Annotated in this window: 18 protein-coding genes and 1 pseudogene; 13 read left to right on the top strand and 6 right to left on the bottom strand. The window is 31.6% G+C overall.

Translation table 11 applies throughout. The features are described 5' to 3' along the window. Window positions 1–60: 60 nt before the first annotated feature. Entirely contained in the window at window positions 61–900 is an 840-nt protein-coding gene (locus DG435_RS12250; RefSeq protein ID WP_106791154.1) for a helix-turn-helix domain-containing protein, read from the bottom strand. 374 nt (window positions 901–1,274) lie between these two features. On the opposite strand from DG435_RS12250, the gene DG435_RS12245 reads away from it, so the two are divergent. Then, window positions 1,275–3,032: a hypothetical protein gene (locus DG435_RS12245; RefSeq protein WP_106791153.1), complete on the top strand. Its 1,758-nt coding sequence runs from the start codon at window positions 1,275–1,277 to the stop codon at window positions 3,030–3,032. Here the strand turns inward: DG435_RS12245 and DG435_RS12240 are convergent. The 4 genes from DG435_RS12240 to DG435_RS12225 are packed head-to-tail and all read right to left on the bottom strand — an operon-like array spanning window position 3,016 to window position 7,415. Next, window positions 3,016–4,002: a TniQ family protein gene (locus tag DG435_RS12240; RefSeq protein ID WP_106791152.1), complete on the bottom strand. Its 987-nt coding sequence runs from the start codon at window positions 4,000–4,002 to the stop codon at window positions 3,016–3,018. The two genes, DG435_RS12245 and DG435_RS12240, sit on opposite strands and share 17 nt — an antisense overlap. Next, entirely contained in the window at window positions 3,999–4,886 is an 888-nt protein-coding gene (locus DG435_RS12235; RefSeq protein WP_106791151.1) for a TniB family NTP-binding protein, read from the bottom strand. The genes DG435_RS12240 and DG435_RS12235 overlap by 4 nt, the downstream gene beginning before the upstream one ends. Then, a complete protein-coding gene (locus DG435_RS12230; protein WP_106791150.1) occupies window positions 4,867–6,732 on the bottom strand; it encodes a Mu transposase C-terminal domain-containing protein in 1,866 nt (621 codons plus the stop codon). The genes DG435_RS12235 and DG435_RS12230 overlap by 20 nt, the downstream gene beginning before the upstream one ends. Continuing rightward, window positions 6,702–7,415, bottom strand: coding sequence for a TnsA endonuclease N-terminal domain-containing protein (locus DG435_RS12225; RefSeq protein ID WP_106791149.1), 714 nt, complete (start codon window positions 7,413–7,415; stop codon window positions 6,702–6,704). Before DG435_RS12225 ends, DG435_RS12230 begins: the two co-directional genes overlap by 31 nt. Window positions 7,416–7,530: 115 nt before the next feature. Here DG435_RS12225 and DG435_RS12220 point away from each other — a divergent pair. The 11 genes and pseudogenes from DG435_RS12220 to DG435_RS12175 all read left to right on the top strand — a co-directional run. Beyond that, window positions 7,531–8,220, top strand: a pseudogene (locus DG435_RS12220) (YifB family Mg chelatase-like AAA ATPase); the annotation flags it as partial. A gap of 283 nt (window positions 8,221–8,503) precedes the next feature. Further along, window positions 8,504–10,201, top strand: coding sequence for an AraC family transcriptional regulator (locus DG435_RS12215; protein ID WP_159025443.1), 1,698 nt, complete (start codon window positions 8,504–8,506; stop codon window positions 10,199–10,201). A gap of 101 nt (window positions 10,202–10,302) precedes the next feature. Beyond that, entirely contained in the window at window positions 10,303–11,142 is an 840-nt protein-coding gene (locus DG435_RS12210; protein WP_106791147.1) for a T9SS type A sorting domain-containing protein, read from the top strand. 490 nt (window positions 11,143–11,632) lie between these two features. Beyond that, window positions 11,633–11,791 carry a hypothetical protein gene (locus DG435_RS25545; protein ID WP_159025442.1) on the top strand — a complete coding sequence of 53 codons (159 nt, stop codon included), beginning with the start codon at window positions 11,633–11,635 and terminating at the stop codon, window positions 11,789–11,791. 118 nt (window positions 11,792–11,909) lie between these two features. After that, window positions 11,910–12,518, top strand: coding sequence for a hypothetical protein (locus DG435_RS12205; RefSeq protein WP_024770376.1), 609 nt, complete (start codon window positions 11,910–11,912; stop codon window positions 12,516–12,518). Between the two features lie 458 nt (window positions 12,519–12,976). Then, on the top strand, window positions 12,977–15,850 hold the full coding sequence (locus tag DG435_RS12200; RefSeq protein ID WP_106791146.1) for a pitrilysin family protein: 2,874 nt from the start codon (window positions 12,977–12,979) through the stop codon (window positions 15,848–15,850). 211 nt (window positions 15,851–16,061) lie between these two features. Then, complete coding sequence (locus DG435_RS12195) at window positions 16,062–17,195, top strand: DUF2891 domain-containing protein (protein ID WP_106791145.1); 1,134 nt, start codon at window positions 16,062–16,064, stop codon at window positions 17,193–17,195. After that, window positions 17,196–18,401 (top strand): Nramp family divalent metal transporter, encoded by a 1,206-nt coding sequence (locus DG435_RS12190; protein ID WP_106791144.1) that lies wholly within the window; start codon window positions 17,196–17,198, stop codon window positions 18,399–18,401. A 26-nt stretch (window positions 18,402–18,427) separates the two neighbouring features. After that, complete coding sequence (gene pxpA, locus DG435_RS12185; RefSeq protein ID WP_106791143.1) at window positions 18,428–19,153, top strand: 5-oxoprolinase subunit PxpA; 726 nt, start codon at window positions 18,428–18,430, stop codon at window positions 19,151–19,153. A 10-nt stretch (window positions 19,154–19,163) separates the two neighbouring features. Next, window positions 19,164–19,889, top strand: coding sequence for a 5-oxoprolinase subunit PxpB (gene pxpB / locus DG435_RS12180; RefSeq protein WP_106791142.1), 726 nt, complete (start codon window positions 19,164–19,166; stop codon window positions 19,887–19,889). Further along, window positions 19,886–20,743 carry a biotin-dependent carboxyltransferase family protein gene (locus DG435_RS12175; RefSeq protein WP_106791141.1) on the top strand — a complete coding sequence of 286 codons (858 nt, stop codon included), beginning with the start codon at window positions 19,886–19,888 and terminating at the stop codon, window positions 20,741–20,743. The genes pxpB and DG435_RS12175 overlap by 4 nt, the downstream gene beginning before the upstream one ends. 83 nt (window positions 20,744–20,826) lie before the next feature. On the opposite strand, the gene DG435_RS25540 is transcribed toward DG435_RS12175, so the two are convergent. Next, the gene (locus tag DG435_RS25540; RefSeq protein WP_159025441.1) at window positions 20,827–20,973 is read right to left on the bottom strand and encodes a hypothetical protein; all 147 of its coding nucleotides are present in this window, start codon (window positions 20,971–20,973) and stop codon (window positions 20,827–20,829) included. Window positions 20,974–21,021: 48 nt separating this feature from the next. Here DG435_RS25540 and DG435_RS12170 point away from each other — a divergent pair, with 48 nt between their 5' ends. After that, window positions 21,022–24,561 carry a CHAT domain-containing protein gene (locus DG435_RS12170; protein ID WP_106791140.1) on the top strand — a complete coding sequence of 1,180 codons (3,540 nt, stop codon included), beginning with the start codon at window positions 21,022–21,024 and terminating at the stop codon, window positions 24,559–24,561. Window positions 24,562–24,699 lie beyond the last annotated feature (138 nt).

Here is a 24,699-nt window from a genome sequence, read left to right as displayed (position 1 = left end):
TATGGCCCTATCATTATGAAGATACTTTGAAGAAAGACTAGGTGGGGGGTAAAAAAACGACTAAAATGTAATCTGATTTAAGAATGTTTGGGCAGCCTTATTTTGAAAACCCAAATAAGAAGCAAGCGTGGTTTGGGTCAACTGTTTGAATTGTTTACGAAAATGGGACTTATCGTGGTATTCGTATTGGCATAGTAGATCGATCAACGAAGCGTTGGAACAATTAAAATCATTTACAATATGATTGACCTTAACAATGGTAGCATACTGATGGGGGCAAAGACCAATACGTTCTTTAAAGGATCGCTGTAAGTGTCGCTCACTTACTTTTAAGGCTTTAGCCAGCGAATTTGTGGTAATAACGCCTTTTCGTTTAATGATCTCCGCTACCGCCCAATCGGTGAATACTATATCTTGCTGGGCCTGCCCTATGAAGGAGACAAACCATTGTTCAAATTGCCAGATGCGATCGGTAAAAGGAGTCCCATCCATTTTTTCATGAAGCTTCCTAAGACCTTTGGAGATATGATAATCTGCTTCAAATACCGAATTCCGTAATTCATTAACGGGGATTTTTATTAACCGACTAATGGTCGTAGGGTGCATAACCACTACAAATAAATCAGTCTTTTTAAAAAAGTTTATAGAATAAAAACTATCACATTGACCACTAAAATAGATTGGAAAATCTATAAGACAAGGAGATTGATTACAGATTTCAAATTCTATTGGATTTGAGAAATTAAACCCGATAAAAGTATAACCTGTAGGTAAGGTGTGCTGTTTATACAGAAAATTACCATCTTGTTCATTATTCAAAATTTTTTGTTGAAAATAAAATGAAATATATGGTTCTAATAATTTAGAAGGCTTATGCGTAATAAACTCTTGAGAAGCCATATTTGAAAATAGAATTTAGAATCTTATTCAAGTTTTGCATGCATTACTGTCCCATATAATGGTCAACATAGTTTACCATTAATTAAATTGAAGGTTTTCCTTTAAACTTAAGTTATATAGTCCATAGAAATGATAAATAGAAAATCAAATACTAAAATAATTCTTAAAAATAAAGAATTTTAGCTTCATTATGTCGGGTTGAATACCCCCTATTACATGGGGGATATGCCCTGTTGCTATTTATAATAATAAGTTTTTTAGTTACCTAAAACGTACATTTTAGAGAACTGTTTTAAGTTTATCCGTATTTCATTTTAGTATAAATTATTTTTAATAAATTGTATATCATTTTAAAAAAATAATTTCCCCGATCAATGTCAGAAAGAAAACATAAACTTAACTTCCCTGAAGCACCTGGAGAGTATTGGTATTTATATTGGATTGAAGAGATTGATCGGAAAAGTAAGACTTGGAAAGTTCAATTATACTTTGTTAATAAAAACAATTTAGATGATGAATTAAGAGATTTTAATTTAAAATTTACCTGTATTCAAAATATACCAGCTTCTTATTTAAGTGAATACAATATAGGAACTTTATATAGTATCAAAGGAGAAAAGGCTGTACAATATGAATTAAAAAAATCAAGAAATATTAAGGTTGTATCTTCAGGAGAATTATATCAAACAAAAAAAGAGTTTCCTTTAGTTGGAAATAAGTATTTTCCTTTAATAATGGGAACACGTGAAAAGAAATTTTCTTATTTGAAATTTTTTCATTCCTCAAAGTATAGACCTAAAGTGTTTGCCTATGTTACACCATATTGTATTGCTCAGTATTTTTTGTTTTCATCTAGTCGTTTCATAAATAAAATTCTTTCAGGTGAGTTAATGTCTGGTTTTGAACTTGATAACACAGAGTTTTTAAAAAAAGAAGGAACTGATAAAACAATTGCAAAAATCCCATATGATCAAGCTAAACTTAAAAATAAAGAAGCTATTGCTATAGCTCCTTTATTATTTCTTAAGAATGGAGTAGGAATAAAAATGATTGAAAGTATATATTCTAATTTGCATCATCAACTTCTTTTATCTAATACAGATGATGAGACATCAAAAAACTATTTATACCTTAACTTTGAAATGTCTGGTTATGAATTAGAATTGGAAGGTAAATTTTACGAGACCAGTAGAGATAATCAGAATGATAAAGAATCTGGTTCAGATACTTTTATAGCTTATAAAATCAACAATATCTCTTTTTTTGATAAAAACCCTTACATTGTTGATCAAATAGATTTACTTCCTTTTAATTCCAAAACTTCAACGGAAGAAAGAGAGAATCTTGATCCAATAGATGTTACAAGACCTGCAGAACCCAATACACAATTTTTATCATTATTGTTACACGAAGAAGCATCAAGTACATCGAATACCATAAATGATACTCTAGAAACAAATCAAAAAAATCCTTTTAATATTCCTGTTCTTGTTAAGGATAGAGAGGATCAAAAAGAAGCATATAATGTTACTGTAATTGATAGTTTAGATGAATATGAAGGTATAGTTAGAGATTTGCAAAACTTTTCAAAGGATGTGAAAAACCTTCGTGAAGATATAATCAAAGAATATATGCACGAAGAATATTTGGACAATTTTGTGTACTTCACAAAAGTAATTGCTTACCTGAAAGAAAATTATAAGATAATTATTTCTAATGACCCTTTAGGTATAGGCAGGTCTATGTATCCAGTAAAATTTATTGATAAAGACACGAAAGAGCCAAGAGCTATGGATTTGATCGAACTTAAACATCTTTATGGTTATACTTATTTAATTGAATTTGGTAATGGTTTGATAGGAATATTTAATGACTTTAACTTTAATCAAATTCCTTATCAAAAAATAAGACAACTAGTTAAGATTTTTTTAAAAAAAGAAAAATCATTGGAAAAAGGCAGGTTACTTTGGACTGCAATTTTTGGTGACTCTTTTTATTATAAACGAGAATTTAATATTGTAATCCAAAGAGGTGTTAAACATAGTAGAGAACAAAAAAATAATGGAAAGAGTGTTATCTCTATGACAGGGGATAGGATTTATGAAGATAGAATACTTAAAGATTCTCTTTAAATATTTTATAAAACCAAAATGGTAATTTGTTATTATCCTTGGAAAAATCAGAATAACGAATATTATTTGATTTACAGAATTTAATAAAGTTTATAGGCCATTTATCAAGTAAGGTGTAAATAAGAGGAAGTATTACTTTTCTATAGGATAAAGAAGAAAATTGATTGGATCGATATTGTTCAGTATGTTTAATGTTGAATTCTTTTTTCATACCATTTCTAACTCTATTCCATGTTTCTGATTTTGTACATGATTTCCTGAGAATAAGAAAAAGAATTTTAAAATATAAAAATGAATATTGGCTGTGTATATTATAACCTTTTTTAATGGTTTTATTTATATAATATTGATATTCAGTTAATAGTTTTTCATTATCTGATACGGCAACATAGGAAAGTCTGAGGTCATATTTACAATTCCAACATAAGTAAACAGGTAGTTCAAAGTAATCATTTTTATCTCCAATAGACAATCTTTGAAAAACAATTGGTTCATTACATTTAATACAAGAATCTATTAAATGGCAAGAACAATCTAGACATATTATGGACGAAAGAAGTCTCCATGATTTTTTGAAATAAGGGTCTTTGGTAAGACATCCTGGGCAAGCTAATAAACCCTTTCTCTTTCTTGCCCTATGATAAATTCCAAGGTTAAGAACACCTTCAATAAATGCATAATTTGAACTTTCTTCAAAAATAATATTCTTATAAGAAGTAAGCTGAAGAGAGTTAATTTGATTTTTAGATAATGGAGTGTAATTGCTAATTTGTCGAATAGTATCGTGTGGAAGCCATTTATCCATATCTCTTGTCCATAAATTAGATTTGTTTAGATAATACAAGATAAAAGAGAAAGGCTTAATTTTATGCTCTCGAGAATTTCTAAAAAGCCAACTAGAAAGTAACTCGTCTTTTTTTGGAGGTATATATCCTGGCCATAATTGATATTTTGAATCATAAAGATTCATAATCTATATATCATTTTACGCCTGTCACTGGGTGAAGTGTAATCGATATTTTCAATTACGTTACGATTTATTTTTTCAATTTTTGATTCGATTGCCAAAATAGCAGATAATTCTAGAACTTTTGTGATTTCTCCAATAAGGCCTTCACTCTTAGATAATATTAAAGTCGCTAACGAATTTTCTATTAAGTATGAAGGTTGTTTTAACGGAAGTATTTTTTCAAAACTAGCTAAAAGACGCAGGTATTCTTGATCATTATTCCATTTAGGTAATACTTTAGGTTCAAATCTATTTGCAAGTTGTGAATCAGTCTGAATAGCATTGAAAGCATCTCTAGTTCCAGAGCAAACAATAGGGATTTTAAGTTCATTCGATAAATATTTAATAACATTTAAGAATGAACGTTGCTTAGACATTGTTCCAGCTAGAAGATGATGAATTTCATCTATAATCAACATTTTAAGCTTTAATTTTTTAAGTAAGTGGATTACACGTTGTTGTCTTAGTTCTACTTTCTCTGCAGATCTGTAAGGAGCAAATAGACTTTCTAATATAGCATTGTAAAATCTTTTTTCATCTGGATCAGGTGGTGCTTGAATCATAAGTACGGAAAGTCTTAATTCCTGAGTTTCTTCATCAATGTGTGACCCGTTTTGATTAGCAAAACGGTCAAGCAGTACGGTTTTACCATTATTAGAATCTCCTACAAGTAGAAGGTTTGGCATGCGTAAGTTTTTCGGATAGTCTAAAAGATCATCAAGTTTTTTTTGAATTTTTTTAGCATTAGTGTAACCTATCCATTTAAATTTTTTAATGGATTTTATGCGTTCTTTATCAGAAAAGTTATTTATTAATTCTATAGTTTTAGGATGTAAATGCTTCATCATCGATATCTTCAAAAGGTAATATTTCTGTTTCTTGTCGAGTCAATATGGGTTTCTCTTCTTTTGGATCATTTTTTTTCATATTCTTTAAATGAACTTTTTCATTTCGTTTATCAGAATATCTGGAAAATCGTTTAAGCCTTTTAGTTTCTCTAATTGATTTAAGTTCGATTTCTTCCATGTTTTTATAAGCAATAAAAATGGAATCTTCATCTATAGGAATGTTATCTTTTTGCAGTTTATTTACAACCTCATTGAATTCCCAAATAGAAATTGGAGGTTTTGAAGTATCTCTATATGGTACCTCGAAGTATTCGTTTAGCTCTGTATCATAGAAGTAAATTATACTAATATCTCTAGGGTCTCTCTTAAAAATGAATTTACGTTTTCGACTATTTTTTGATTGATTTTCTTTAGAATGGATATAACGTTTTAATACTTCATCATAATAATAAATATGATCTATTACAACTCCATATTCCTGTATCGTTCTTTCAACAAAGGGCATAAAATCTAATCGAACTTTTCGTTCATTTAAAAGTTTTGGAGGAACTCCAATACCTTTTTTACCAAATATACCTTGTCTATATTTTTCTAATGGAGGCATGTTTATCGTAGAATGATTTTTTTTATGATAAACATTAATAATATATGTTAATAACCATTTTTCAAATTCATTGATAGTAAGTGATGCTTTTGCTTGAGAGTTGTAATTTTCTCTTTCTGATATTTTAGAGAATGTTGTTCCAGGAAGGTTATGAATTTCTTTTGCAAAAGTTCCTAAAAGCCTTTCAACATGACCTCCCCAGTGTGGTGTTGCTACAGGCCTATGTTCTATATTAATAGCATAATTTTGACAAGCTCTTTTTAACATTTCTCCTCTGAACTCCTTAGCGTTATCTAAATGAATAGTCGCCATGGTTCCCCAGCAGGGCCATTCTCCATTAATACCGTGTTTTTCAAGTATCATTTCTTTTGCTAAAATTGCATTCGCAATACAAAGACCAGTTCCCATAGCACCTGGTGGATCAAATGAAAGATGTAATCCTACCACCATTCGGCTGTAAACATCTATAGCTAAGGTTAAATAAGGTCGTCTAAAAGCTTTTCTGTAATGTTCATCCACTAAAATTATATCGACACAAGTGTGATCTATTTGTACAACAGAAAGTGGGTAATTCGCCCCAGGAAATTCACTTCTTATTGGTTCAAACTTATCTCTAGCTTTACTTTTCCCATATCTCTTTCTTAATACTTCTTCTTCGGATAAATTTTTAATTCTATTTCTAATTGTGTTAGGGTGAGGGGGAGTTATATCTTTGTCTTTACATTTAATTGTTATAGCTCTAATAATTTTTGAAATAGATTTTTTTGAAGGATCTAAATAAAGATCAGTTATTGTATTATTTATAATATCATTGGAAATTGAATCAAGTCTACTTTTGTTTTTACCTCCTAGTCTTTTAGAACCACATAGTGAAGAAATGGTTTTGGTCTTATTGTATATTTTTATCCATCTGTATAGAGTTGTAAAATGGATATTGTTTGCTTTTGCTATATTCTTTATATAATCAGAATTAGTTTTGTTATTTAAAATAGGTTTTAATATATCATATCTTTTTTTTGCTAATAACCATTCTTTTTCAGTTAAGGCATCAATCGGTATATCTTTTTTAATGTCAGAAGATTCGATATGTGGTTCAACCTTATTTGTTTTTATAGTATGAACTATGTTAGACTCTAACATCTGAATAGTGATTAGGTCTAGATCTACTATTTTTATTATTACAGCAGGACTATTATTGTAATTTACTTTTACTCCAGGTTTGAAGGATAATTGTGCCATATCACTGAATCTAAATTTATCTTTTTAGAAAAATCAATAGCAATAAAATTATTGGCTACTAAGTACCAAGTTAAGAAAATTAATTCAGCTCTTTTATCTTGATCCTGAGAACAGGAATTCACAAGTTCTCTAACAGTGCATTTTTTTAGATAGATTATTTTATCATGAAGTTGATCTAAATCGGAATCTGAAGTGTGAAAAACATTTTTCTTAGTTTCAATATCATAAAAATAATCTCGATGTCTTGAAAGGAATTTATAATTAGATAATTGAGTGTTATTTTTTTCTCTAATATGTTTTTCTGTAATTAATCTAAAATTATAATTATTAGCTTTACAATATTCTTCAGCCGCTTGAAATTTTTTGGCTAAAAGATCAAATTTAGATGATAATGTTTTTTCATATTTAATTTCAATAATTTCATTGGGTGTATTATCATGATAACTTACAGCGAAGTCGGGGATGTATTTTTTTTGCTTGTTAGAGGCATCAATATATGAGATCTTAGTAGGTTGTTCGATGTATTGAGATACATTTTTATCAAATTCTAGTAGGTAAATAAAATCCCTTTCTAAAGAAGATTCGAACTGTAAGTTTTTTTTCTGCAACTTGAAATTTATAGTTCCAGATAAGGATGAGTGTTTAATGGCAATTTCTCTAACTCTTTTTTTAAATTTTAGCATCTTCTTCTGTATTTATTTAAGGTGCATTTTAGTTTTAATTGTGTTTTTAGCAATTTCTTATGTATAAATAACTTTATATTGCTTTAATTTTTAGCATCTTCTTGTAAATATAACAGTTGGGGGTGGAAGCTATCCGCAACCTGGGGAAATTTCACTATCTCATAACGGAGTTTTATTCTTGGATGAATTACCAGAATTTAAAAGAGAAGTACTCGAAGTAATGCGCCAGCCTCTTGAGGATAGAGAAGTAACTATTTCCAGAGCAAAATTTACTGTAACCTATCCCTCAAGTTTTATGCTGGTTGCAAGTATGAATCCTAGTCCAGGAGGATATTTTAATGATCCTAATGCACCTGTAACCTCTTCCCCGGCAGAGATGCAACGCTACCTTAGTAAAATTTCGGGTCCATTATTAGATAGAATAGATATTCATATAGAAGTTACACCTGTGCCTTTTGATAAGTTGAGTGAAGAGCGTAGGGGAGAATCCAGTGTGGAGATAAGGAAAAGAGTTATTAAAGCCAGGGATATCCAGACCGAAAGATTTATAGAATTACAAAATATCCATTACAATGCACAGATGGGTGTAAAGCAAATCAGAGCATACTGTGTTTTAGATAACACTTCTAAAGAATTACTAAAAACTGCAATGGAACGATTAAATCTTTCTGCCAGAGCATACGATCGTATTCTAAAAGTATCTAGAACTATTGCAGATCTGGAAAAATCAGAATCAATTTTGGGAGATCATATTTCTGAAGCAATACAATATCGTAGTTTAGATCGCGATGGATGGTTAGGGTAATCGTAGAAAGCAGTAAAAAAATAAGTTTTATTTGTGTTAATTAAGATATGATTTTGGAAATATAAATGTACATTTCTTTAATTATTAAAATTCAATTCGTAACAAAGGACTATAAAGATAGTCCTACATATAATTGAAGATGATATGGAAATTTAACTCTTTAAAACCAATGACCTTATTTTCACTATCACATTTCACAAAATCAATTTTGTCAGTTTTTGGTAACTCTACATACTGTAGATATTGCCTTGTTTTTTATGTTTTTACTTTATGCTTTGATGTTGTGATTGGACAAAACAAAGCAGAAGAAAAAGAGGTGTCTTATTTGATTTCAGAAAAAGAAAAACTGTTTATTACTCAATCTGATTCTATAAGAAAAATAGAAAATTTTATCAAAAACGCATTCTCCAAAGAGAAAGATACTATAAAAGGTTTAGCCTATTGCAAAGTTTTTTTGCAAAGAGGAAAAATACAAGAAGATTATAATATTCAATATTTCTCAAGCTATCAAATTGCATATATAGAATACATGCGTTCTAATCACAGTAACACGATAAAAAATGCTTATATATCTGTTAAAGCTGCAGAAAGAATAAAAGATACCATAAAGATTTTTGGAAGCCACAGTTTGCTAGGAGGTAGTTATTATGTTCTTGGAGCGTATGAAGAATCACTACAATCTTATCTTAGTGCCAAAGAGCTTTCTAAAGGTATACCGAATTTATCATATAAGTTTATAAGTCATACCAATATAGCTAATGTGCGTATGAAATTAAAACGATATAGAGATGCTATTAATGAATATGATTTAGTACTTAAAACCTTAGAGAAAGAAACAAAAAATAATTTTATTCAATATAAAAACACCTACCTAAGCTCATTATTAGGAAAAGGCAAATGCCTGGCAGAAATTGATAAGCTTGACGAGGCTTTAAAAACTAATAATCAAGGTGTTTTGTTTGCAGAGAATTATGATTTGCCTATATATAAAAGTTATTTTTATATCAACCTCGGAGATATCTATTATAAAAAAGAAGAATACCATAAGGCGTTAGGGTTTCTTAAACAAGGAAAAGACATTTTTGTAAACAACACAGGAGGACAACAAACCAATTTGTATATAGCCAATTATTATATGGCAAGATGTTTATATCAACAAAAAAAATATGATGAAACGATTTCTTTATTGAACAAAAATTTTGACCTAATCGGTGATAACATAGAGGCAGATAAAATAGAAAACATGTATAAACTGGCAATCGAAACATCAAAAATGATGGGTGATCAGGAAAAGCAGATATCTTATTATGACAAGCTTCAAAATAGTATTCAGGTAAAAAGTGAGAAAAGATTAGTGGCCAAAGATTTATTGTATGAAGATGATTTAAAAGATTTTAAAATCGAGAATAATAAACTGGTAAGTGAAAAAACAAAAAGTATAACAAGTAAGAAAATTATTGTTACTATATCCATAATATTAATTACAATGCTATTGTCTGTTTTTCTGGTGTATCGAAGGAAAACTAAGATAAAAGAACAAAAGTTTCTAAAAGTAATTGAAGATATTAAAGAGAAAAAAACTATAGATCACGAACCAGAAAACCCAGTTAAGGAGGTAAAAATAAAAGACGAGAAATCAGAAAAAATTCTCAAGAAACTTCAAAAATTAGAACATACTCATTTTTATATCTCACAAGACTGTAATTTATATTCAACAGCAAAATTACTAAATACCAATACTACCTATTTATCAAAAGCCTTAAATGAAATAAGAAAGAAGTCATTTAATCAATATCTCAATGAGTTGAGAATTAATTATGCTTTGCTAAAACTTAAAGAAGATCGCATGTTTAGATCGTATACTATTAGAGCAGTGGCTAAGGAAACAGGTTATAAAAGTGCTACTACATTTATTAAAGTTTTTAAAAGTAAAACTGGACTAAACCCTGCTTATTATATTAAGAAACTAGAGCTAAGCTAGAGGTTTATTGTTTAAATTTATAAATATGAACAATTCGGATTATTAGATAAGCCCAAATATTGATACTTTGTTTTTAATGTATAACTCTTAAAATTTCAATCATGAAAACGAAGTATTTTTTTATTTTCCTTGTCGTATGTATTCCTTATTTTATTAATGCACAAGAAACATTAGTCCCTCAGAATCGTACCGTTGATGTATCCATATCTGTCACAGATTCCTTTAATGATAAAGGGATAATAGAACAGGTTGTAAAGTTAAAAGGCCCAGAAAGGTTAGCCTTTAGGCCACATGATATTATAAGGCTAAAGCTTAATTTGGACTATAGCTCCAGTATAAATACAACAAAATATCTTAGATTATCCATTACCGTAATGCCCAGTGACCCATTTGGAGCCAGTGCACCTGTAATTATACCTCCCGTAAAAAACGACCCCATACCGGCACCATCAATCGTAGAACCGGTATTTGATTATCCTTATGTTTTTAATACACCTCTATTTTTAAAAGAGAAAAAGAATACAATTACATTGCGTTTGATGGAGTATGATAATGAAGAAGATTATCGTAATGATGAAGATGGTAGCGATGGGGTGTGGTTGGAAGATATTTTAGAAATTGATGTATTTATAGGCAAACATCGTTCTGATCGTACATCAATGAAATCTACTTATCAAAATGCAATTCAATTTTATCCTAATCCTGTTAAAGATCATTTGACTATTGAATACTTTGGTGAGAAGAGCAATGATCATAAAATTCAAATAGATGTGTATAATAACAATGGGATAAAATTAAGGAGTAGCATTCTAAAAAGAAAAGGCAACATAGGATCTAAAACCATGTATAATTTTGAAACATTAGATCTTGAAAAAGGAATATATTATTGCCAAATTACCTGTGGAGAAAATAGGTATTATAAAACTCTGATAAAAAACTAAAACCACTACTCAAGATGAGTTCGATAAACGAAACCGTCTAACGATACGTCTAGACGGTTTTTGTTGTTGAACTCATTTTAATGTATTCTTATCATACCTATAAACGAGGATTTCTTACTACTAATCAACTATTTTGATTACCCAAACACATAAGAGTTGCCACTCTAATACGATGAGAATAACAATTCTTCAAGAAGTACCATTTTGATAAAATCAGGCTATTGATTTTTGGTTGTTCAAATTTATAAATATGAATATTAACCCTTTGTTTTAAAGGGATACACCACCTAATTTTGAGATAAGTGCTTAGCATGTGTTCTACTTCTGGAACTATTTGCAAACAAGACCTAGTATTTTAAAAATTAAAAAAGAAACTGTCTCAAAGATGTAAAAACTTTTTAGGGCATATAAAAATATTCTTGCAAGGATAGACATAAACTGTGAGTGTCTATAAATGTTCACACAAATACGATTTTTTAAATTAATAGTTATGTTAAAAAACATTGTAAACCTTAGTGGTGTAGATCAATTAAAAAGAGACGAACAAGCTTTTATTAAAGGAGGGATAAAGATAGACTGCAATTCTGATGCAGATTGCCCTTTTTTATGGCCGGTATGTAGTAATAATGGTCATTGTATTAGAGGATAATGTATCTTGGATTCGGATGAGACGAATCAATTAATAAGAGGCTAAGTTCTATGTAGTTTAGCCTCTATTTGACACATAAATAATTTCACATAATAAATCATAAAACAACTTTTATATCATGAAAAAACTAATGTTTAGATCACATTACCTTGTTCTATTTCCTATGATTTTAGGATTGCTTTTAATCTCTTCCTGCGAAAAAGAAGATACAGATAATGAGCCGGTAGAAATAGTGGACACCAAAGAAGTGTCAGAAAAATCATTTCCTTTAGATCCTGATTTAAGAGAGCCTAATATTCCTAGACCAGGATATAATGCACCTTGCGTAGTTAGATTATCATACTTGTCTTTTTTAAGAAGATGTCCCGAAAACTCTGGAGTAATGAATTATTGGATTAATATATTGAATTCTCAAGGGTTTGATGATATGACAAAAGGATTTGTAACTTCAAACGAAGCAAGCGTGAAATGGAATTCTCAATATAATAGTTATCTAAGTAGAAATGGTCTTAGTAGTAATCAAGTAGATAAGCTTATTTATATAACGTATAGAGGAATGCTTTTAAGAGAGCCAGATGTAACAGGAGGAATGGGTTGGACCAATCTGCTATACGATAAAGGGCTAAAAAAAGTTCTTAACGGAGTAGCTAATTCTCAGGAATTTCGAAACAGATTGGCTAATATTTCAACAGAATGTACAAATGCAGCAAATCAATGTACATATTAACCTGTGGTTTGTTTTTAATCAAGGTTTAAGAATCTTCCGTGTAAGTAATTTACCTCGTTTTAGAGTTATACAGTTTTGTTGTTATGTTGAGAAAAATAGCAATATTTCTTTACTACATTGAATCTGTTGATGTATGATTAGAAAATTATATTTCAAAAATACAAACAAACTCAGATAAACTATAGTAACTTAACTAACTACAATTTTTTAAAAGGAGCAAATACTACTTATCGATAGAAGGGCCTTCCAAGAAAACGGAGGGCTTTTTTATTCAAAATCTTCAATTTAATCAAGAAATAGATCTGCATAAACAAACTCATTTGTTTACTTCATAAAAGCTCTTTTAAGAGAGTTCGCAGGCATAAAATAGATTCCTTTAACTTTATTTTAATAATATATCTATAGAAATGCTCATTGGCAAAGATTATTTTTAGCTCCATAAAACAAAAAATATAATTATGAAAACTCAGGTTCATAGGGTGCTCCTTGTAGCAGTATCCTTTTTATTTTTAGGAGTTATTTCTTGCAAGAAGGAAACAACTTCTGAAACACAAACAGAAGAAGTAGGTAAGTTATCTATTGATTTCGAAAAATATGAGTTAGAAAACGGACTTCAGGTGGTATTACATCAAGATAAGTCTGATCCAATCGTTTCAGTTGCGATCCAGTATGGTGTAGGCTCTAATCGAGAAAAACCGGGAAGAACAGGATTCGCACATTTATTCGAACATATGCTGTTTCAAGAATCAGAAAATGTACCTCAAGATCAATTCTTTAAAAAGATTCAGGATGTTGGAGGAACACTTAATGGAGGAACATGGCAGGATGGAACCATATATTATGAGGTAGTTCCTAAAAATGCTATGGAAACCGTATTATGGTTAGAGTCTGATAGAATGGGCTTTCTAATTAATACAGTTACAAAAAGTGCTTTCAAAAATCAACAGGAAGTTGTACAAAATGAAAAAAGACAACGTGTAGATAATAATCCTTATGGACATACCAATTGGGTAATTGATAAGAATATTTATCCAGAAGGACATCCATATAACTGGCAGGTAATAGGAGAATTAGTAGATCTTCAAAATGCTACAGTAGAGGATGTGAAAGAATTTTATGATAAATATTATGGGCCTAATAATGCCACTATAGTACTTGCTGGAGATTTTGAAACAGAACAGGCTAAGGCAATGATCGAGAAGTATTTTGGCGAAATTAAAAAACGTCAACCAGTAGAAAAATTAAAAGTGCAGAACGTTACTTTATCAGAGACCAAAAGATTTTCTCACGAAGATAACTTTGCAACTACTGCGCAATTGAACATGGTTTGGCCAACAGTAGAACAATATACTAAAGATGCATATGCATTAGATTTCTTAGGACAATTGTTATCCGAAGGAAAAAAAGCTCCATTATATAAAGTTTTAGTAAAAGAAAAAGAATTAACCTCGGATACCAATGCATGGAATAGATCTATGGAAATAGCAGGTAAATTCAGAGTAAGTATTACCGCTAATGATGGTAAAAGTCTAGTTGATATCGAAGCAGGAGTTTTTGAAGCATTTAAGAAATTTGAAGAAGAAGGAATCACTGAAACAGATATCGAACGTATTAAAGCAGGACTTGAAACACAATTTTATAACGGAATCAGTAGTGTGTTAGGAAAATCATTTCAATTAGCACAATACAATGTATTTGCCGGTGACCCAGGATTTATTACCGAAGATATAGAAAATATTAAGAAGGTTACAAAAGAAGATGTGATTAGAGTGTACAATACATACATTAAAGATAAGCCTTATGTGATCACTAGTTTTGTCCCTAAAGGGAAATTGGATCTGGCAGCAAATGATTCAGAAAAAGCTGCAGTTGTCGAGGAAGTTATTAAAGAAAATGTAGAAGAAGCAGTAGCAGAAACAAAAGAAGAAATACAAAAAACGCCTTCAGCTTTTGATCGTTCTGTAGCACCAAAAGAAGGAGAATCTCCAAAACTGAATATCCCTCAATCCTGGAGTACTTCATTGTCTAATGGAATGAAAGTATATGGTTTAGAACAAAACGAACTCCCATTAGTTAATTTTAGTCTGATAATTTCTGGAGGACATTTGTTAGATTCATTTGATAAAGTTGGAGTAGCAAACCTAATGACCGATATTATGATGGAAGGTACAGTTACCAAAACTCCAGAGCAACTAGAAGAAGAGATAGAGTTACTGGGAGCTTCTATTAGAATGTATACTACAAGAGAAGCAATTATTATCAGAGGTAATACTTTGGTTCGTAATCTTGACAAAACAATGGATTTGATAGGTGAAATATTATTAGAACCAAGATGGGATGAAGAAGAATTCGGAAGAATAAAAACGAAAACTATTAATGGAATTAAAAGATCTGCTGCAGATCCTAATACGGTAGCAAGAAATGTATATAATAAACTTCTTTATGGAGAAAAACATATGTTTGCTTATCCTACCAGTGGTACTGTAGCTTCTGTAGAAGCTATTACTATAGATGATTTAAAACAGTTTTATACTAATAATTTCTCTCCTTCAGTAAGTAAGTTTCAAATTGTAGGAGATTTAAATCAGGACAAAGCACTTGCTGCTCTTAAAAACTTAGAAAGTAAATGGGCCAGCAAAGAGGTAACTATTCCAGAATATGAAGTAGTTAATACTAGAGATAAATCATCTTTATACTTTGTTGATATCCCTAATGCAAAACAATCTGTAATTAATATAGGGTATCTTTCTATGGCACGTACAGATGAGGATTATTTTCCAGCTACGGTTATGAATTATAAATTAGGAGGATCTTTCTCAGGAAATGTAAATCTAATTTTAAGAGAGGAAAAAGGATATACTTATGGTGCACGATCAAGGTTTAGCGGGAGCAAAATCCCGGGAACTTTTACGGCATCTTCAAGTGTTCGTACCAATACTACTTTTGAGTCGGTAAAGATTTTTAAAGATGAAATAGAGAAGTATAAAAATGGTATCTCTGAAGAAGATTTAGCGTTTACCAAAAATGCCTTAATAAAATCCAATGCTCGTAGATTTGAAACTCAAGGTGCATTATTAGGGATGTTACAAGAAATGGGGAGGTATGATTTTGAATCAGATTATATAGCCAAAGAAGAGAAAGTAATAGAACAAATGACCTTAGAACAGCATAAGGCACTGGCAAATAAATATCTTGATGAAACCAAAATGGCATACCTGTTAATTGGAGATGCAGCTACACAATTTGAGCAATTTAAAAATGCAGGGTTTGATGAAGTGTTGATGTTGGATAAAGAAGGAAAAGAAGTGAAGCTTACCGACGTGAAGATGTAAATTCATATTGGAAATGATAGTAAAGGGATATGATGTAATCATATCCCTTTTTTTATTTCAAGAAGGAAAAGGTATTTTGTTGATGATCTTTGGTGAGTAGTTTTGAGAATTTATAAACTATTTCCTGTTCTTATCAACAATCACATACGCATGATTCCGGAAATTGATATTTTTAGGAAAGTAGATATTTTAAACTTACTAAATATTGATTATGTACCGAATACTTTTTCTGATTTCAATGCTTGTTTTATTAGGGTGTAATAAAAACAATGATACTCAAAAACAACCATCCGAGGATGTAAAAACTCAAGAACAACCACAAGAAAATCCGATAGAACAGCCTTTACAACTTACGTTAGAGCAAGCCAATACATTGGTAGAACTACCATTAGCTTGCTTACAGGTAGAATACCCTAATAAACTAGGACAAACGTTAGGAGGGAAAGAAAATATCGGAGAACCTCACGTATTGCATCCTACATTCTATGGTTGTTTTGACTGGCATTCCTCAGTCCATGGACATTGGTCATTGGTGAAGTTATTAAAAGCATTTCCCGATCTGGAAAAAAAGGAAGAAGCAAAAACCAAATTACTTCAAAATATGTCTAAGAAGAATATTGAAGAAGAAATCAAATATTTTGAAGGAAAACATAACAAATCATACGAGAGAACATACGGTTGGGCCTGGTTGCTCAAACTGGCCGAAGAACTACATACCTGGGATGATCCGTTAGCAAGAGAATTAGAACAAAACCTACAGCCTCTAACGGCGCTGATCGTACAACGGTATATTGATTTTCTTCCAAAACTTAAATATCCAATTCGGGTAGGAGAGCATACGAATACTGCCTTTGGGTTATCCTTTGCTTGGGACTATGCAAACACTCTGGAGGATCAAAAACTAAAAGACCTTATCGAAACCAGAGCAAGAGAATTCTATGCCAATGATCAAGATTGTCCTATTGGTTGGGAACCTAGTGGATATGATTTCCTATCTCCTTGCTTTGAAGAAATGGATGTAATGAGAAGAGTGCTGAACAAAGAACAATTTGATAGTTGGGTTTCTACTTTTATGCCTCAGCTTAAAGCCAAAAATTTTACCATTAATGTAGGAGAAGTGTCTGACCGTACCGATGGAAAATTGGTTCATCTAGATGGACTTAATTTTAGTAGAGCATGGGTGTTATATGGGCTTGCTAAACAATATAAGGAGTATGCACATCTTTTTTCAGTAGCAAATACACATGTAAACTATTCTTTGCCTAATCTGGTTGGGGATAGTTATGAAGGAGGGCATTGGTTAGGATCATTTGCTATTTATACACTTGATGTTAATACGAAATAAATGAAGAAATTTTTTAATATAGGCCCAGGAACATGGGTGACTGCAGCTTTTATTGGTCCAGGTACAGTAACTGTATGTACATTAGCAGGAGTACAGTTTGGGTTTTCATTACTATGGGCATTGGTGTTATCTATTGTAGCTTGTGTTGTTTTACAGGAAATGGCAGCAAGATTAGGTGTAGTCACCCAAAAGGGATTAAGCGAAGTGCTAAAATCTCAATTTGATAACAAAATTGTAAGAGGAGCTCTTATTACATTGATCTTGTCAGCAATTTTTATTGGAAATGCCGCATACGAAGCTGGTAATATTAGTGGGGGAGTACTCGGGTTGTCTACAATCTTAGAATCTTCAATCGGGATTTCAGAAAATTACCTAAGTATCGTGATCGGTGTGATTGCCTTTGTATTACTATACATAGGTAATTATAAGGTATTAGAACGAAGTTTAATCGTACTGGTTTTGTTAATGAGTGTAGCTTTTATAGTAACAGCAATAGTGACCAAACCGGATATTTCTATGATCTTTAAAGGGTTTGTTCCTAACTTCTCTAGTGATAATGTACTTACCATTGTTGGTCTGATAGGGACAACAGTAGTACCTTATAATCTCTTTCTACATGCATCTATTGTTAGTGAAAAGTGGAAATCTACAGAAGACCTTCCAGAAGCAAAAAAGGATACTGTAGTTGCAATAGTACTAGGTGGATTAGTATCAATGGCAATTATCATTGCTGGAGCAGCTATACAAGAAGCAGAAGTAAATAATGCAGCCGATCTGGCAAAAGGGTTAGAACCGGTTTTTGGTTCAATGGCAAAATATGTACTATCTATTGGGTTATTTGCAGCTGGAATTACCTCTGCGATCACAGCACCTCTTGCAGCAGCTTATGTGGTAAAAGGGTGTATGGGTTGGCAAAAAGGACTCAAAAGTAAATCCTTTAGAGCAGTATGGATGTTTATCCTTTTTTTGGGAGTTTTGTTTTCTTCTTTAGGTATAAAATCAATAGTGATTATTCGATTTGCACAGATTGCAAATGGACTCCTTTTACCAGTAATAGCAATCTTCCTTTTATGGGTGATGAACCAACAAAAAATATTAGGAAAATATACCAATTCATGGAAACAAAACCTGATCGGGTTTTTCATTCTTGTCATTACTTGCTTTTTAGGATTTAGAGGTATTTGGAAAGTAATTGAAAGTATGTAGGAATTTGTGATAACAAATGTAGGAATATGAAGAAAATTATTCTTAATGCAGATGTGGGGGAAGAGGCAGGTTTTGATACCGAAATTATGCAATATATCTCTTGGTGTAATATTGCATGTGGAAGCCATGCAGGAGATGCTGAGGTAATCCAAAGAACGATCGAATTGGCAATGAAGCATAATGTAAAAATTGGTGCACATCCATCATACCCTGATCGTGAAAATTTTGGCAGAACCAAAGTTGAAATGCCATATGATGATTTGGTAAAAACAATAACCGAACAAATACAGTTGGTGAAATCTTATACCGAAAAAGCAGGAGGGAAATTACATCATGTAAAACCACATGGAGCACTTTATAATGAAGCAGTGAAAAATGAATCAGTAGCTTTAGCAATTATTGAAGCTGTAAAAAATGTCGATAAAAGTTTATCTATAGTTACTTTGAAAAATGCTAAATTATCGTATCTTTCCTGCGGAGATTTTGAGGTCAGGCACGAAGCTTTTGCAGATCGAAATTATAATGATGATTTGACATTGGTTTCAAGAAAAGAAAAAGAGGCTTTGCTTACAGAACCAAAAGAAGTTTTTGATTATGTAAAAAGAATGGTTTCTGAAGGTAAAGTAAAAACTAAAAATGGAGTAGAGGTTCCGATTTTTTTTGATACGATTTGTGTGCATGGAGATAACCCAAAATCTGTTCAGATTTTAAAGTATTTGTATACAGAGTTTTCGATTTTAAATTTGTTATAATGAGAAGCTCATGAAATACAAATTACAATATAAAAGATATTCTGAAAGAGCAATTTTAATAGAATGGCCTTCAGGAATTGATGAAAATATCCTTCATGACCTGCTTTTCTTTAAAAAATCTATACTTTCTTTTTATGATAAACCAATTGTTGAGGTAATTTCTGCATATAACTCGTTGTTAATTTATTATGTGTCTACTATAGAGGATTTCTATGATGAAGTTTTGATGCTAAAATCATTGTATTCTAAAGGATTTGGTGAAACAAGGTCTGAAAGTAAGCTGTGGAAAATTCCTGTTTGTTATGCTACTTCTCTTGCTCAGGATTTAGAAGCATTTGCAGAAAGTAAATCTCTTACGATAGAAGAAATAATTAGGTTGCATACTACTCCATTGTATACTGCATATTTTATTGGTTTTTTACCAGGCTTTTTGTATTTGGGTGGTCTTGATGATCAATTGCATAATGCTAGAAAAATGACACCTTCTTTACATGTCAAAAAAGGTGCTGTGGCAATTGGTGGAAGTCAGACAGGAATATATCCTATAAATAGCCCAGGAGGATGGCATGTAATTGGGATGTGTCCTCTGGATTTTTTCAACCCTAAAACAGAAGATTGTTGCTTTATATCATCGGGAGATAAAATTCAGTTTATATCGATAGAAGAAAATGAGTATAACGATATAAGTACTTCTATTTTAAATAATACTTATATGCCAAAATCTGTTAGTTTATGATTGCGGATGTCGAAATAGTTAAGCCAGGACTTTTTACTACAATTCAGGATGAAGGGCGTTTTGGTTTTTCAAAATATGGAATTCCAAAAAGTGGAGCAATGGACCAAGTGTCATTTGGATTTGCAAATTTGATTTTAGGAAATACAAAAAATGCAGCATGTATCGAGTGGACAATCCAACCCCCTGTTTTAAAATTTCATGAAGAGACAACTATTGTTTTAACAGGTGGCAAAACAGATGCGTTTTTGAATGATCAAAAAATAGAAATGTATCGTGAGATTCAAGTTTGTAAAAATGATATTCTTAAGATAAATTTTTGTAAGAAAGGAGTATATGGTTATGTAGGAATTAAAAACGGATTCCTTTCAGAAGAAGTGTTATATAGTAGATCCTTTTATAAGTCAATTACACTTCAGTTTCGATTGGATAAAAATGATAAAATTCCATATCAAAGTAGTCGTGATTATACCGATCATTTTTCTGCAATTTCTCCACCTTTATTTTTAGAAAACTCAAATGAATTAGAAGTGTATAAAGGACCTGAGTTTGATATGCTAAATGATGCCCAAAAATCTAAAGTATTAGAATCTGTTTTTACAATTTCTAATACCATAAATCGAATGGCAATTCAGTTAGAAGAGAAGATACCAAATATATTACCTTCGATTATTACATCACCTGTATTGCCAGGTACAATACAATTAACTCCATCAGGAAGTTTAATTGTATTAATGAGAGATTGTCAAACTACCGGGGGATACCCAAGAGTTTTGCAACTAACCGAAACTTCTATAAACCACATAGCGCAAAAACGAATGAAAGAAAAGTGTAGTTTTAGACTAATCGAGTTTTGAGATAATATAAAATTACGTTAGTCAGAGTGTTTGTTATTCCTAATCATTTGTCATTTCGGCCCTTCGACTCGCCTCAGGATAAACTAAAGATTGGAATCCACTTTGGGTAACGCAATAATGGATCTTGGCTGCTTGTCATCCCAGCGAAGGCTGGGATCCATAATTCCCCGATTATTTGTTGAAGAACAATTGGTATTTATTGATTTAATGTTAGGGCAGATGTTTATCATAAACAACATTTTTGCGATCTTTGCAATTGCCTTAATACAAGTGCTTTTATGAGTTCCTTAAAATTTTTATTTCCTGTCAAAATTATATTCCTGATTCTTTGTTTGATCTCTTGTTCTGCGATCCATGCACAATCCACACAAGATACCATCATCGCTTCTCAGTATTTCTCAAAAGGAGAAGTGTTGTTAGCCGATAGAAAACAGGATAGTGCATTAGTGTATTTCGAGAAAGCATTAGTAATATATAAGCAATCAAACTCTCAAAAACGAATAGCCGATTGCAGTGATAAAATTGCAAAAGCTCACAAGGCGAGTTACAATTTTGATCAAGCGATGGTGTATGCTAAAAAAGCATTGGATGTACGTTTAAAAACGTTTGGTGGCAATCATCCCCAAGTAGCATATTCCTACAATGATATCGGTCATATTCTTAAGCAACAAGATCAATATGAAGGGGCAATGCAGTATTACCAAAAAGCTTTGACTATTCAGAGGGATGCTTTTGGGGATAAAGATCATCGTGTGGCCGATTGTTATCATAATATAGGGACCATCCATCATGTGTTAGCACAATATGATCGGGCTATGAAAGAGTATAAAAAAGCCCTAACGATTAGAATAAACACTTTTGGTAACAAACACCAAAAAATAGCCAATAGTTATATAGATATAGGAACGACGTATTATCATTTGGGAAAGAACAGAGTGGCTTTAAAGAATTATCAAAAAGCTTTAGCAATAAGAACTCCTATTTTTGGGAAAAATAGCCCTGAGGTAGCTTTTTGTTATAATCATATAGGGAATATTCTCCTTCGATTTGATAAGTATGATAAAGCTTTAGAGTATCAAGAAAAAGCGTTGGTAATAATGAAAGATGTTTTTGGAGAAGATCACCCTAATGTTGCATTATGTTATGAAAGCCTTGGTATTGCGTATCGACGTATGGGAAAACATGATGCAGCTATATTGTGTGGTAATAAAGCCTTAACTATTCTTGTTCAAAAATTTGGGAAGACACATGGAAGAATAGCAAATATATATAATGGAATAGCAATTATCAATTTAAAAAAAGGAGAGTATAATCGATCTCTTAAGAATAATCAAAAATCCTTAGCCATTAAATTAAAAATATACCCAAGACAGCATTCTTATATAGGGTCTAGTTATAATAATATTGGCCTTATATATCAATTTAAAGGGGAGTATGATAAGGCTTTATTGTTTTATAAAAAAACTATCGCAAATTATCTAAATACGTTAGGGCGAAACCATAGTGCTGTAGCACGGACATTTAATAATATAGCAAACACTTATAAAGCTAAAGAAGAATATGGGTTAACTTTGGATTACTATCAAAAGGCCCTAAGTATAAGACTCAATACACAAGGAGAGTATCATTCTGATACTTCGTATACGTATCTTGATATGGGAGATCTTTATGTTTTAAAGAAAGACTATACAACAGCATTACGATTCTATCAAAAAACATTAAAAGTTCAAAAACGGCTATTTAGAGAAAGTCGTTACTATATCAGTGATGTTCTTGATAAAATTGGAAACCTGTATATGGAGCAAGAGAAATATGATAAAGCTCTGGAGTATCTGCAAAAAAGTATAACCATAAGACTTCGTACCGATGGTAATCATCATCCCAGAACTGCAAAATCGTATAACCAGATCGCAGAGTTGTATCATCAAACAAAAAAAAACAAAAAAGCGATACAGTATTATGAAAAAGCTATTACTGCCAACACCAACCCTGATGTAAAAAGCAGTGATGAGGATAGTTTGAATCTAGGAGATTATATGGATTTAAATGCCTTATTAACTACTTTTTATGGTAAAGCCAGGGTGTTACAAGGGCGATTTAGTGTTAATAATAATCCAAGTGATCTTAAGGAAAGTGTAGTTGTCTTTCAAAAAGCAGATAATTTAATGCAGGGTATACGAGAATCATTACATACGTATCAGGATAAACTTACTTTTGCTAAACAAGCTCAAAAAGTATATGCAGGAGCTATACAGGCACAATTGTTACTTCATCAAATTGATCAAAAGCAAGAATCGCTACATCAAGCTTTTTATTATGCTGAAAAAAGTAAAGCTAATACCTTAAAAGAATTATTAGCAGAATCTAATGCAAGGAGCTTTTCGGGTTTACCAAAAACAATCCTCGATCTGGAACAACATCTAAAATCAGAACGTTCTTTCTATATCTCAGAGAGGATACAAGAACGATCTCAACAGATTGCGGATACTGCTAAAATTACAACCTATGAAAATAAACTATTTGATCTTGATAGAAAGCAAGATTCGTTGACTCAAATTATAGAAAAAAATTATCCAAAGTATTACCAGTTAAAACATCAAAACAAGATCATATCTGTTGCAGATATTCAGAAAAAACTAGGTGAGAATACTATATTACTAGAGTTTTTTGTGTCGGATAACAGTACGTATGCATTTACGATTTCTAAAAAAGAGATAAAAGTAACCACACTACTTACCACAGAACTCAACAAGAATATTGAAGCGTTAAGAGCTGCTATTGTGGCTAAAAATACGATAGTATTTAAGACGATTTCTTATGCATTGTACAGTCAATTAATTGCTCCTGTTAAAGATAAAATCAAAGGTGATCAACTTATTATTATTCCCGATGGTTCGCTATGGCACCTTAATTTTGATGTATTGCTGACTAAAAATGATCTATCATACGATCCTAAAGCACTATCATATCTCCTCAAAGAATATGCTATAAGCTACGCCAGTTCTGCGAATTTGCTGTTTGTTCCTTTTAAAAGTGGTTTGCAATCCAAAAAACGGCAAGAATGCCTTGCGTTTTCTTTTTCTGATGGTGAAATTATAGATACAAAAACAATGAGCTTGGCCGCACTAAGAGCTACTAATTATGATTTGCCGGGAACCCGTAAAGAGATTAAGGCAATCTCAGATATTATCGATGGGCAATATTATTTTGGATCACAAGCGATAGAAGCTAATTTTAAGAAAAAAGCCAGTCAATATAGCATCCTGCATTTGGCATTGCATGGTGATGTAGATAACGAACATCCCGAAAACTCTAAACTCCTGTTTACCAAAGGTAATGATACTATAGAAGATAGTTATCTATATAGTCATGAGTTGTTTGCAATGAATATCCCTGCGGAACTCACTGTGCTTAGTGCTTGTAATACCGGATCAGGGAAAATAGCCCAGGGAGAAGGGGTTATGAGTCTGGGTAATGCTTTTCAATATGCAGGAACTAAAAGTTTATTATTGAGTAGTTGGGAAATATCGGATCAAACCACTCCTGAACTAATGAGATTGTTCTATACTAATCTTAAAGAAGGGATGCATAAAGCAAGAGCATTACAACAGGCTAAAATACAATATCTCAATACGGCACATATCAATCGAACAGATCCCTTTTATTGGGGAGGGTTCTATTTGGTTGGAGATTCGTCTCCAATTCCTTTTAAAGAGTATACGATGTTGTATTGGTGCATAGGATTAGGGATATTAATAGTATTCTGTATTGGTATACTCTGGTATCAGAGAAAAAGGAAAAATGCCAGACAGTTGTAAAACGTTTGTCATCTTAACTCTGTAATGTTGTTTGGTTTTATAGTGTCAGTCTGAGCCTGTCGAAGACATTTGAAAAAACAGATTTGAAAGCACTTCGACAAGCTCAGTGTGACACTCGAATATCTTTTATGTTAACTA

Origin of the sequence: Aquimarina sp. Aq78, from assembly GCF_900299525.1 — a bacterium.
In the GTDB taxonomy this organism is placed as follows: domain Bacteria; phylum Bacteroidota; class Bacteroidia; order Flavobacteriales; family Flavobacteriaceae; genus Aquimarina.
The sequence above is the reverse complement of the archived record's forward strand: the minus strand, read 5'-3'. Positions and strand labels throughout refer to the sequence as shown.